At 34.9% G+C, this 13,668-nt stretch carries 8 protein-coding genes; 3 read left to right on the forward strand and 5 right to left on the reverse strand.

Annotated elements, in window-relative coordinates; all coding sequences use genetic code 11:
* Positions 1-15 precede the first annotated feature (15 nt).
* The gene (locus tag G9Q29_RS04975) at positions 16-930 is read left to right on the forward strand and encodes a PorP/SprF family type IX secretion system membrane protein (RefSeq protein ID WP_166133948.1); all 915 of its coding nucleotides are present in this window, start codon (positions 16-18) and stop codon (positions 928-930) included.
* 1 nt (position 931) lies between these two features.
* On the forward strand, positions 932-2,890 hold the full coding sequence (locus G9Q29_RS04980) for an OmpA family protein (RefSeq protein ID WP_166133950.1): 1,959 nt from the start codon (positions 932-934) through the stop codon (positions 2,888-2,890).
* A gap of 149 nt (positions 2,891-3,039) precedes the next feature.
* Here the strand turns inward: G9Q29_RS04980 and G9Q29_RS04985 are convergent, their stop codons facing one another.
* A complete protein-coding gene (locus G9Q29_RS04985) occupies positions 3,040-3,372 on the reverse strand; it encodes an ArsR/SmtB family transcription factor (RefSeq protein ID WP_166133953.1) in 333 nt (110 codons plus the stop codon).
* Between the two features lie 179 nt (positions 3,373-3,551).
* On the opposite strand from G9Q29_RS04985, the gene G9Q29_RS04990 reads away from it, so the two are divergent.
* Positions 3,552-6,680: a TonB-dependent receptor gene (locus G9Q29_RS04990; protein WP_166133955.1), complete on the forward strand. Its 3,129-nt coding sequence runs from the start codon at positions 3,552-3,554 to the stop codon at positions 6,678-6,680.
* Between the two features lies 1 nt (position 6,681).
* Here G9Q29_RS04990 and G9Q29_RS04995 read toward each other — a convergent pair whose 3' ends face one another.
* The 4 genes from G9Q29_RS04995 to G9Q29_RS05010 form a co-directional block, all read right to left on the reverse strand.
* Positions 6,682-7,974, reverse strand: a complete 1,293-nt coding sequence (locus G9Q29_RS04995) for a type II toxin-antitoxin system HipA family toxin (RefSeq protein ID WP_166133957.1) — start codon at positions 7,972-7,974, stop codon at positions 6,682-6,684.
* On the reverse strand, positions 7,974-8,321 hold the full coding sequence (locus G9Q29_RS05000) for a helix-turn-helix domain-containing protein (protein ID WP_166133959.1): 348 nt from the start codon (positions 8,319-8,321) through the stop codon (positions 7,974-7,976). Before G9Q29_RS05000 ends, G9Q29_RS04995 begins: the two co-directional genes overlap by 1 nt.
* 726 nt (positions 8,322-9,047) lie before the next feature.
* Positions 9,048-12,320 (reverse strand): dsDNA nuclease domain-containing protein, encoded by a 3,273-nt coding sequence (locus G9Q29_RS05005; protein WP_166133961.1) that lies wholly within the window; start codon positions 12,318-12,320, stop codon positions 9,048-9,050.
* A gap of 91 nt (positions 12,321-12,411) precedes the next feature.
* Positions 12,412-13,539, reverse strand: a complete 1,128-nt coding sequence (locus G9Q29_RS05010; protein ID WP_166133963.1) for a hypothetical protein — start codon at positions 13,537-13,539, stop codon at positions 12,412-12,414.
* Positions 13,540-13,668 lie beyond the last annotated feature (129 nt).

Genomic DNA, 13,668 nt, shown 5'->3' on the forward strand with positions numbered 1-13,668 from the left:
TCTAAAACAAAAACTATGAAAAAAATATATACATTTATCCTGCTTATTTTTATTTGTAGTGCTTCATTTGCACAGCAAGACTCACAATATACGCACTACATGTACAATACTATTAACATCAATCCTGCTTATGCGGGTAATAGAGGTGCTCTAAGCATATTCGGATTGCATCGTACGCAATGGATGGGCCTAGAAGGGGCACCTACAACTTATGCAGCCTCAATAAATTCGCCAATTGAAAACTCAAAATTGGGTTACGGATTATCTTTAGTAAATGATAAAATTGGTGCAGGAAATCAAAGTAATATTGCTGTTGATCTGTCTTATACGATAATGATTTCTGAGGAGTTTGATTTATCATTTGGGATCAAAGGTTCTGTTGATTTATTGAATGTGGATTATACAAAATTGAATCGTTATAATGTCAATAATCCAATTTTTCAAAACAATATCGACAATGAATTTTCACCAAATTTGGGAGCAGGATTGTTTTTTTTCTCTGAAAAAATGTACTTAGGAGCTTCCGTGCCTTACTTTTTAGCAACCAAACATTTTGATGATAATACTAGCGGTATTGAAATTGATCGTTTACATTATTATTTTATAGGAGGATATGTTTTTGATTTGAGTTCGAATGTAAAACTAAAACCTAGTTTCTTAACAAAAGTGGTTGCAGGAGCGCCTTTGCAAGTTGACCTCTCTGCTAATGTTTTGTTCTCTGAAAAATTCACATTAGGATTAGCCTATCGTGTAGACGCAGCAGCAACAGCAATGACAGGTTTTCAAGTAAACAAAAATTGGTTTATAGGTTACAGTTATGATTTTGAAACCACCAAATTGAACAATTATAATTCAGGTTCACATGAACTTTTTTTACGCTATGAACTACCTAAAATCAAGAGAAGAACAATAACACCAAGATTTTTTTAAGATGAAAAACTATCCTAAACAACATATACTTTTTACACTCTTTGTCTTTGGTTATACCGTTATTACCTCTGCGCAAAACACCGAAAAAAAAGCAGCTACTGACTACGAAAATTATGCTTTTGTAGATGCTAAAAAGACCTACGAACGCTTGTACGAGAAAGGATTAAAATCGCCTGATCTAGTATTAAAATTAGCAAACAGCTGTTATTTTAACGCCGATTTTGAGAGTGCAGCTAAATATTATAAAGCATTTTTTGATTTGGGACAAAATACAGTCTCAGCTGAATTGTACTACCGATACGCACAATCTCTTAAAGCAATTACGGAGTATGCCAAGGCAGATGAAATGATGGAAAAGTTTAAAAAACAAAACAGCAGTGATGGTAGAGCCAAATTAGCTTTAAACCAAAAAGATTATTTAGCTGTAATAAAAAGTAATTCTGGCAGATTTGATATCACTAATGCAGGAATTAACAGTAAATATTCAGATTATGGAACTGCATTTTACCAAGATAAGGTAGTTTTTGCTACTGGAAGAGATGTTAGTTCAAAATCGGATAAAATGGATCCTTGGACAGGCGAGGGGTATACCAATCTTTATTTATCAAATAAAAATGCCGATGGGACATTGGCTTCAGCCAAAATTTTAGAAGGGAATTTAAATACTAAATACCATGAGTCTACACCTGTATTTACCAAAAATGGTAAAACAGTATATTTTACTCGTAACAATTTTGTTAACGGAAAAATAGGAAATGATGAGAATGCAACCATTTTATTGAAAATTTATAAAGCCGAACTGATTGATGGGCAGTGGAAAAATATTGTTGAGCTGCCCTTCAATAGCGATCAATACAGTGCAGCGCATCCCGTCCTAAGCACTGATGAAAAAACACTCTATTTTGCCTCAAATATGCCCGGAACCATTGGGCAATCGGATATTTTTAAGGTAGCAATAGGCTTTGATGGTTCTTTAGGAACTCCCGAAAATTTGGGCAATAAAATTAATACCGAAGGCCGAGAAACTTTTCCTTTTATTTCAAATGAAAACGAATTGTATTTCGCCTCTGATGGGCATCCAGGACTTGGTGGATTAGATGTTTTCGTAGCTAAAGGTAAAAAAGAAGGGGTTTACGATGAGGTAATAAATGTAGGTGCCCCATTAAATAGCTCAAAAGATGATTTTGGTTTCATTATAAATACAGCTACTAAACTAGGATTTGTTACATCTAACCGAGACGGCGGAGTAGGTGGCGATGATATTTATCGCATCAAAGAAATTAAACCTTTGCAGACCGCTTGCGAGCAAACTTTGGCAGGCATAGTAACAGATAGCAATACCAAAAAAGCAATCGAGGGTGTGCAAATTGTATTGTATGATGATAATTATAAAAACCTACGCTCATTGATGACCGATGCTGATGGTAAATTTAATTTTGGTGTAGTCGACTGTTCCCAAAAATATTATTTACAGTTATCTAAAAAAAATTACCATGTCGAAGAAATTCCTGCCAATACGGGCGATCAATCTGGTGAAACATTTTTGCCTGTAGTACTTGAAGAAAGTATTCAAAGAGTGGGACTTGGAGATGATTTAGCAAAGGTTTTTAAAATTAATCCTATTTATTTTGACTTCAATAAAGCAGATATTCGCATGGATGCTGAAATCGAACTTTCTAAGATATTAGATTTTTTATTGGCTAATCCCGGAATCAAAATCGAAATTAGATCGCATACGGATAGTAGACTTTCTGATGCCTATAATTTTAATTTATCTAAAAGACGTGCCGATTCAACCAAAAACTGGTTGATAAAATATGGTGTAGATGCGAACCGATTAAAAGCCTACGGTTACGGAGAATCTCAACTACTTAATAAATGTGCGGATAATGTAGTTTGCACCGAAGCGGAACACCAACAAAACAGAAGAAGCGAATTTATTATCGTTGAAATTAAATAATTTTTTGAACCTAACAGAAAAGCTAAATAAGCAAGTAGTTTACAAAAAGCTATTTCGTTCTTTTGGCTTTTTTATTTTAAATTTCGTCTGTATTTTTGATAAAAGTTTTTAGCTATTTCAAATCTGACCAATCATAACCAAACATTACATTAACAACAATTTCTTTTCGGTCGATTGATCATAGTTCTTTTATTCAATCGATCAAAAATGGTAAAAACACGTTCCAATTTGTTCCATTCCAAAGTATAAAGCGATTGAGTTCCGCTAAATTTTCTACAAATTAGTTTTTCTTCTAACAAGTCATTCAAATGTTTTGATACAGTTGATTGTGAAAGGGGTAATTCTGCTACCAATTCTTTACAAGTACGGTCTTTATGTTTGGATAAAATTGTTATGATTTGAATTCGTGCTGGGTGAGACAAACATTTTGCCATTTGTGATAATTCCAATTCTAAAGCGTGAAAAGTATTGTTGTCTTTCATATTAATCGTATTTATTAGATGAATAAAATCTAATTTTTAAATTTTTTTTTGGTTGTTTTATATGTTGTTTATCAATTAGTTGTGATTTTTGTTTTAAATATTAATCGTTAAAGTACGATTGAAAGATACAACTTTCTTGTTAGTAGTTACGTATATTTCATAAATATAAATTACGCTACATGAAAAACATTTGTACTTTTTTACTTTTGTGCTGTTCTTTAATGGTTTGTGCTCAAGAAACTACAGGAATTTTAAAAGGAAATATTACTGATTCACAAGGAAATTTTTTACCAGCGGTAGCCGTTACGGTGCTGCAAAAAAGTACTGGAATTCAATACAATACGCTATCACAAGGTGATGGATATTACGAGTTCAATCAATTGCCGCCAGCAGCTGATTATCAGGTTAAAATTGTACTCGATGGCTACGAAGCGTTAATAATAGAATCGGTTCAAATTTTATTGGGAAAAGCCACCAAAAGAGATTTGCAATTGATTGCAAATGCCCAACAGCTTCAAGAAGTTACGGTAGTTTCTAATTCTGGCTCTAAAAAAAATAATGAAAAAAGATTAAAAATTGAGGTGATAACGAGTCTGCCTAGCGCAAACAGAAGTATTCAAGATGCTACACGATTATTACCAGAGGCCAATTTAAATTCGTTTGGTGGAGCTAATTATCGCTTCAATAATTTGTCTATTGATGGTAGCTCAACAAATGATGTTCTTGGTTTTCAGGAACCGGCTAGCGGTGCTGCGGGATCAACTGCATCAGGAACTCCTGGCGGTTTAGCAGGCACACAACCAATTGGATTTGGTGCCATCAGTGCTTTGTCTGTAAAAACAGCTCCTTTTGATGTAACTTTTGGTAATTTTACCGGTGCTAGTATTAATGCAGTCACCAAAAGTGGATCCAATAATACTGAAGGTTCGGTGTATACTTTTGTAAAAAATAAAAATTTAATAGGTTCACATGCCAATGGAATTCGACAAGAAAATGCCGTTTTTACTGATTATACCTACGGTGTAAGTTTGGGTGGTAAACTAATCAAAAACAAATTGTTTTACTTTTTTAATGCTGAAGTTGGTGACCGCAATGAAACAGTGCTAAATGCGCCAGGAAGCGCCACTTCAAATATAGATCCGGAAACAGTTGCTCAAATTGCTGACCGATTAAAAACAAAATACAATTATGATCCAGGAACAGCACTTGATGCTCAAATTGAACGAAAAAACACCAAGCTCTTTCTGCGTTTGGATTATAATATTTCAGATAATCATAAGCTCACACTTCGCAACAATTTTGTTACTGGATTTGCAGATAATCTAGAATGGACACCCACAGTTTACAATTTCACCAATCAGGGTTACCGTCATAACTCGACCACAAATAGTATTGTAGCAGAATTAAAAAGTAAATTTTCAAATGCTTTGTCTAATAAGTTGACCGTTTCGTTATCTACTGTAAATGATGATCGAACTTATTCCGGACGCGTATTCCCACATATTGAAATTATAGACAATACTGCCAACACTATTTTTGCAGGAACGTATCGCGAAGCATCCGTTTATGGATTGACTTTAAACACAATTCAACTAACCGATAATGTAACCTATTATGTGAAAAATCATAAATTTACAGCAGGTGCGTCAACAGAGATAAATGCTATTGAATATCGTTTTTTAACAGCCTTTAACGGAAGATGGCAATACAATTCTGTTGCTAATTTTTTAAATGATCAACCAAGTCGAGTTCGAGGTGTGTACAATATCGAGAACAATGATTTTGAGTTGAATAAAAGAACGCCATCTGCTGACTATTCGGTGCTTTTGTCAAGCGCTTATGTGCAAGATGAAATCAGACTTTCAAAAAAGTTTTCGATTCTTGCCGGATTTCGATTGGACTGGCAAAACACACCAACACCTTTTCCAGTTTCAGATGATATCAAAAATACACCTGAATTTGCTGGCTATCAAAACAAGATTAATAGCAGGCCAATAATCAATCCTCGCTTTAATTTTAATTATACAATTGATTCGGCTGGAAAGTACAATTTAAAAGGAGGAACAGGACTTTTTACAGGGCGAATGCCTTTTGTTTGGTACGCCTATGAATACTATATCTCGGGAACCAAATATTTTAATATCGATTACCGACCAACGGGAAGCCTAGATTTAAATGAAGATTTGAGTCAACTAGCACCTTTACAAAGCAGAAGATTGACTGAGGTGAATTTGATAGACAACAATTTTAATTTACCTCGAGACTGGAAATCGAATATATCTCTTGATGTAGCTTTAAAAAATAATTTTGCTCTTAATTTTGAGGCTACCTACACCAAGACCTTAGATGGTTTATTGTTTCAATCCATCAACAGAAAAGAAGATCAAAAAAGTAATTTTGTAGGAGCTGACAATCGTCCGTACTACAACACATCGGCAGAAAGCATAAAGATCAATCCGAACTTTACAAACGTATTTTTGTTAACCAATACTTCACAAGGATACCGATACAATCTCACTTTTGGCTTAACCAAAACAGAGGAACGCTACAATGGATTTTTAGGATATACCTATGGCGTAAGTAAAGATATTTCGAGCACCAACCGTAACTCACATGCGGCTAATTTTGAATGGAATCAGGCTTTGGTTGCGAATGCTCCTGAACTTACAGCATCTAATTTTGACTTGCGTCACAAAATAGTTTCTTATCATTTTTATGACCTTCCAATCAAATCAAGAACTTTAAAATTTGGGCTTTTGTACAACGGAAGATCAGGAAGTCCGTTTAGTTTTGTCTACGAAGGTGACGTAAACCGTGATGGATCGGCTAAAAATGATATCCTTTATATTCCTAGAGACCAATCTGAAATTAGATTGCAAAACATAGTAAATAGTAGCAATCAAGTGGTAGTTTCGGCTGCAGACCAATGGTTACAGTTGGATGCGTACATTAATCAAAATGACTACTTGCGTAAAAATCGTGGTAGTTATGCCAGTCGCAATGCGGCGCGCACGCCTTGGAATCATCAGGTTGATTTGAAAGTTATTTTTGAAACAAAACTCTTTAAAAACAAACTCGAATTTGGACTTGATGTTTTTAATGTTGCGAACTTAATTTCTAAAAATTGGGGAACTCAAGTATACGTTCCTAATATCAATAATTCGGGTTATGCCTTACTTGATTTCGTGCGTATCGAAAATCAACAGCCTGTTTTTCAATTTAAAAATCCACAAGGTAAACCGTGGTTGGTTGATAATTTGAATTCAAGATGGCAAGGACAATTGAGTGCGACTTATCATTTTATGTAATTTACAGCTTCAAGTGGTAGCTGCCAATGCGCTCTTTGAATGCAGGATCTACTTGAGCTTGATCGGCAAAAGTGTACCAATTAGCAACTTTCAATTGAATTTGGTCTATAATATTAGTTGCTTTTTTGATATTCATTGATTTAGCAACTAGTAAAAGATCTTCTCTTTGAAAATTTTTTCTTTTGCCGTTAATGCTTAAGTTGTGTTGGCTCACCCATTCGCTGTCTGGGCGGTACGCAAAGCAAACATCGTACGCGGGAGCAAGTTCCCAAGCACCACCTTTTTGAAGTCGAAAAGCAAAATTTTTTGTATGATCGTCGCAATTTCTAGCAATCACATTAAAAACCATTCTGCGAAATAATTGCTCGGCTTGCGGATAGGGCAGGCGCAACAAACGCATGGTTTGAAAAAGTTGCTCGTAGCTAAAACTGCTTATTTGATTAAAATCGTAATGCTGCATGGCGCACAAGGTCTGAATGTGATGCTTTTGTTGGCCTCCATCACGATCAAAGCGCTTGGTCATAAAATGCGCTCGATTATTTTCTTCAAGTAAACGCGACTCCATCATGTCAATTCCACAAGCTTTAGCCATATAATAGTACGCTAGTTCAATACGGCCGTAGCCTGTGCTTTCGCCAAATTGTACATCGCTCACCGTATCGAGTTTGATTAACCAATGTTCAAAACCACTTGGAGCATTGGTTTGACCTGACTTAACTTGTCCTGTTTTTGCATTATACGCAATGATCGCTTTTGGGCGTGCTCCACCTGCCGAAGTTCCTATTTTAAGAATATCGAGCATGGCTTTTTGTTCGTCTTGAGTTAAATTGGTTTCAAATTCGTCTCTACGAGAAAGCATTTTTTGAGAAATTTGAATCAAACTATCAATTTCTATATCAAAAGCTCTTTTAGTAGGTTGTAGTTGCGATGGCTCAAATTCTAAAGCGCCCATACCACGAGTGCCTATAAAACACAAAAGCTCCACAGGATTCATACTGTTTTCAGGGCGGCCGTTTTGTGCAAGCCAACTATTGATTAATTGGTTTCCGTAATCATCGGGTAAAACGTCGGCTAGTAAACCGGGTAATCCTTTAAAAGTTTTGATTTGCTGTAATTCTGGAAACGAAAAAATACGATTAGTTGCGTTGGTAATGGGCATTTTCAATGGAGCCAAATCAGTTTTAGTAGCAACAAATTTCGGATCGTATTCAAAACTAGCCAATCCGGTTGCAGCATTCCATGCAATCGCTCCCACGGTGGTTCCCCAAATTTTGACAAAAGCAGTTGTTATCATTACCAAGTAGAATTTGAGGAGTTATCTGTATTGTTATTTCTGGCGCGTTGTCTTTTTTGTTTTTCTTGCTTGGCAAGTTGCAACGGACTTATTTGTTCTTGAATTGTAAATGAATTCAGGACATATAATAAATCTAAAACACGAAGCACTTGCAAAAGTGTTGGTAGCGTAACTGTGCCGCCTTTTTCTAATAAACTTAGTGTAGAGCGGCTTATGTTGGCAGCTTGCGCGATTTCCTCTTGTGTTTTGTTTTGAGACAAGCGATGGTGTTTTACAAATGCTCCGATCGTTTGCGATAAAGCCAAATCACTCATTGCTACCCGATCTATGTATGGTTTATCATTCATAATGTTATTAATTAAGTATTAATGATTGCTTTGTCATACAAAATTACAACAAAATATAGTATTGCTTACATAATGTTTTCTTTTTTATTTTAAAACATCTAGTGTTGAATACAAGTAGAGTTCTAGATTGTAAAACTATTTATCTGGTTTCTTAGAAAAGGAAGGAGGGTGGTTTTATAAGGATTACTATTTGTACTTTAGATACTAACAAAGTAAAAATAGAGGTTTCAAAAAGTATAAACATAAAAAAACCCCAACAAATGCTGGGGTTTTGTGAACTCCTTGGTACAAAATTCGAACCTTTTATTGGAAGATTTCCAGATTTTAAGCGAGCTAACAGAGGTTTGAAAAGAAAAGCATTTTGTTTTACCAAATTAATGAAATCAAATTTAGTCTCAATAAAATCGATTATGGATTTATCTAAAGAAACTGATGCTATTGAAACTGTAAGGGCTTCAAGCTTCATGAATTGAAAACCCTTAAGACCTGACTGTCCAATAAAAATAAAGATGCTGATGAGATATTTACTGTGATTATGAGGAAAATATATTTTAAAGAAATCTTTCAGCTTTTAAAGCTACATTTAAACAGCTAAAGCTGTATTTTTCATTCTTCCAAGATTTTTTCATTTCCTAAGTACTGAGAAAATAACAACATTTCTTTAGGAAACCAGACTTAAGATTGACATAAAGCGAAAAGCGAAAGCTCTGTATTATCTTGAAAAAATTATAAATCTTTTAAAGGACTTTCTTCGGAATTATCATCCGAGGAAAATCCAAAACGTATAGAGAGATAGCTGTGCACAGCACTGAAGTTTGGATATTTCATGCCATTTTGTAACCCGTAAGAATCCAGGACATCAACGGGTACTTTATTCATGTAAAATGAAAATTCAGGGGATGTCAGCCACTCCAGTGGTATTGGAATATAATTTTGATCTTCGAGCTGTCTTCTCATTTCTATCGATAGTTTTGCTGCTAAAGCTGCAGCCTCTTGCTGAGTTGAAGGAGGATTTCTCTGTAATAGGATATTGACTTTTTTTGCAATCACAAAGTTTCTCAGAGCTGAAAGGATCTGCCAGTCAAGAAAACCTGTACTACGCAATGAATTTATAAGTATTTTAAAATTGGGATCCCGTTTCCAGATTTCAAGACTGACGGATAAACTTTTATAATTACGCTTATATCTGCCGGCAATTTTTTCTAATGACGCAGCCTGATCATATTTCGCGCTGACTCCTTTAAAAGCTATATCAAGTCTGGATCCTTCGGAATTAAAATCATCAAAGCTGACAGGGTTAAAAGCTGAACGATGCGATTCACTAAACTGTTCCTCTGTTAAATGATTGAAATATACTTTCTGATAGGTATTTATAATTAATCCCTTATGTCCTAAATTTTGTTTTTTGTAAAGTGAATCAAAAGCTTCGTAGAATTCTTTACTCGGCAGCAGGCTTAAATTACTTAAAAGAGTTCTAATACGACTCGTTAAAAAAGCATAGTGGTATTGAATCTTTAGCTGATCTGTTACCTCTAAGGCAGGGATTGCTAAATCCCAGACTGCTTCATCATGAGAAATTCGCTGTTTGAAATCGTGGGTGTATTCATTGTCTTGGCTTAAGTGAATTGTTACCGGCATTTTTAGAAGATGCAGATCGACACTCATTAAACCAATCTCACAGAGTATAATTTGAAAAAGGGCAGTAAATTCTTCTGCAATTGCATTCATCTTTACTTCATTTGAGAATACAATATTCCATTTTATTCCATGGGTGTCAAATTCTATTTTCCTTGACGGTCCTATATCGCTGAAAGGAATCATGGTAAGTTTTCTTTTGAGTAATTCTTTTAACTTGTTTTGATCTCGAAATTTTGCTTCAGTATGCTGGCCAATTTCCTGTAGAAATTCGGTATAGATCCAACCGATTTTTTGCTTCTGATGTTGAATAAATGCCTGCAATTCTGGATGAATTATAGCCGCAGTACTTAGAATAAAGCCAAGTTCCACTAAAACATTTGCCAAAACATGATCTCTTTCCAAATCAAGATCATCAGCATTAAATTCAATTCTTGCGTGGATGTAATTTTGAAAATCATCTAATGCACTGACCCAGCTGCCCTGCTGGTAGTCGGCGTGAAAAACGGAAGCATAGCTATCACCAATAATCTTCAATATAGTATGATCGCCAAAATGGACAGACCCCCAGAGAGCAGTCAGACCATAGTATTTAGAGGCAATATTCATTCCCAAAGCCCAATATACTTTTGCAATGTTGTTAAGTACCATTATTAATTGGGGGCGGGCATCATCATTATTACAGTAATCTTTAGCTTTATGCAGGCAGCCTAGGGCTTTAAGATAGTTTGCAACTGAAGGTCTGCTAAGATAACTGGAACTTCTTTGAACCAGCGTTTTTGCCGTTTCAAGGTTTTGTCCTGTTTTCATTGCCAAAACTTCGATGCTATCCAAATATTCTTCCAATACTTGTATGGCGGCAATCTCTGTATCGAGTCTTATAAGTAGATCTAATATGGCGGAGGTTTGATTATTAAGCGTCGTTATACTGTAGGTACGGGCCTGCGGGAGAATTTCAGGGATTTTACTGTAGAATTCTACTGACTGAATCGTCTTATCAAGAATAGAGATGGATGGATCGTTATGAAAATGAAAGTTTCCCATTAGCTGTAAAGCCAGGCAAAGCTCATCGATATTGTTATGATTTGATATTTTATTATCAATGGTTTTATGTATTGAATTTCGCCAATTTTCTATCTCGTGGAACGTAATAAGTTCTGGAAAACTCTCAGAATACTTAGCCGCTATTTCCAGCAGTATTATATCATCTTCTATATCAGAAAAGGAATTTCTATCGTCAAGATTTTCAAAATAATATCTGATTAAGTGTTCTGTACCTTCAATTGTATTTTTTATTGTGAAGGTTTTTGAATCGGGAGATAAAAGAATAAAAATATACTCGTAGATTGCTTTTCGACGGCAGGATGTTAATGTTTCCTCCTGTTCTATGTACTGTTTTAAAAGGCTACACCAAAGTTCGTCATGATCGGTTTCGAACAGCTCCCATCTGCAGTGCCTTGTCGCAGCAATTATTTCATAGAATTCTCCGACTCTGAAATCATTAATCGTTTCCTCTTCTTTCCATTTTTCGTAAAGGGCGGCATACCATCTGTCTTTTTCTGATCCCATATTAAGCAGTAGGATATCAAGCGACAGATTTGTGAGAATTTTTTTCTGCGTATCTTTTTCCGCAGTCCGAGCAGCTATTTCTGACAAAAGAACCGATATATAAGTAGTGGCCTGATCTGGATTTAAAGAAAAAGGAAGCTGTATTACTAATTCCTCCAGTTCCTTAACAAGCTGTGGGATGGCATTTTCTTGAGGTACTGCATCAAATTTCCATCTGATAGATCTTACGAAATCATTCCAGACATCATTAGGCAGTCTGTCATATATTTCCTTGGCTTCTTTCATTGCTTTGTCCATTTCTGGAGAAAGCTTTGCGCTCATAACACTGGTTATATATTCATCAATTATAGATTTTACTTTTATCCTGCATCTTTCAAGCATCTCGTGTGAGAGTTCATCCTGATTCTGCCACCACTCCTTCAAAAGTTTTGGGTCCTCGGTTTTATACTGTCGTGCTGGCCGAGAATTAGTTTCAAAAATAAAGGTCACATCATCCAATATATAATCACCTTTACAGTAGAGCATAAAAAAATGAGCTATGCTTTTTACTATTTCTTCCTTAGAAAAAGAAAAATTGTCAGAATATAATTTTACTTGCCTAAAAGTGGAAGTTCCAGCGTCTACACTGCGTTCGAAAATATCCTCTTCATAGTCACAATAGATGTCAGTATCGTTCTGCTCAAGCCTGTTTAGAAGCCATGTTCGCAGCGTTATGAGTTTTTGAAAGTAAAAGCCCTGCTCGGTAGCAGTGGCATCGGTATCTTTTGTAAATAAATGAAGCTTGGTTAAACTCATGTGAACGTAGTGCTTTTTTTATAATTGAAAATGAGCTAATATTATCTATTGGCAAACTTTGAAAATTAATATTTCTTTTGAGTTATTCAAATTATGGTAAATACCATGTTTTCTTTTTAAAACTTAAGGTATCTTTATCCACATCATCTAGGAACTCTTCTTTTGCATTAGACAATGGATTATACCAATCTAATTTCTTTGATGCCCAGTCAAGCCATTGCTCAGTTTGTAACGATTTCTCCGGCTGAGTGTTTATATAATCAAAATACTCTTTTAAGACATTAAAATTTTTCCACCGGTGTGCATCGTTATAGAACTGTTTGAACTTATTCAATTCATTCTCTTTTTCAAGTTGTTTTTCAAGTTCTATTTTTTCTAATTCTTTTCTTTTTATTTCTTCAAGTTTTCTTCGTGCTCTCATTTCATGCATTGCCAAAAAATCACTTTCAATTTTGATAAGAATTTTTGCAATTTGATCTTCGATGAGGCTTTTGTTAGAATCGACAAATTCATAAGCTCCGAATCGTCCCGCTTTCAGCGCAAGTTTTCCGTTAGGGATGAGCTCCCTGGTTTTCCATCTAAAATCAGTTTCTACCTGGACAGAATTACAGATTTCTCTAATAGAAATTTTCATCTCGTCGTCTTCATAGGCGATGATAGTTAACCCTTCTTCTTTTAAAACTACTTTATAGTTTAACGCGAGGAAGTTTTTAATAAGATTATCGAGTATTCTTAAAGATCGTGAAATATTTTTTGGAGTAACAATAATACTTGGCATTCCTCTGCCAGTTTGTACAGTCCCTTTAATTCGACTGTATGCATCTGGTTTTATCTCTTTTAAATAATTTTGAGTATTTACAACTATAATGTCGGGTTTGCTTAGCCTATCTGAAACTTTTAGTACAAGGCGCTTGTTGTTTTTTATACTTTCAGAAATCAAATCAATTTTAGGATCCTGTTGATAAGAGCTCGACTTTGATTGATCAATATTAATTTTTATTTGCTCTTCTTTATTTTTATTTGGCAGCTTAATTACAGTAGTTTTTTTCCCGTACTGAATTTTCTGCCAGTGCCCCATTAAAGGTGTAGGTATATTGTGCTTTTTACATATTTTCCTTAGACCATTATCCGATAAATTGAATTCTTTGGCTAAAACAACCATTGGTGTTGACCATATTTTTTCATATAGTTCCAGTCTTGTTAATATTAAAACATTCATATAAAAATTTTACATATTATAAGTTATTTGGAGTGCTTGATTAAAACTACTAATTATAAACGTACTGTGAAATATAATATGAAAAATTTCTTAGTTATTTAGCAGATATTTTGTCTTATGTAAACAAGA

Source organism: Flavobacterium turcicum, from assembly GCF_011365745.1.
GTDB classification, from domain to species: domain Bacteria; phylum Bacteroidota; class Bacteroidia; order Flavobacteriales; family Flavobacteriaceae; genus Flavobacterium; species Flavobacterium turcicum.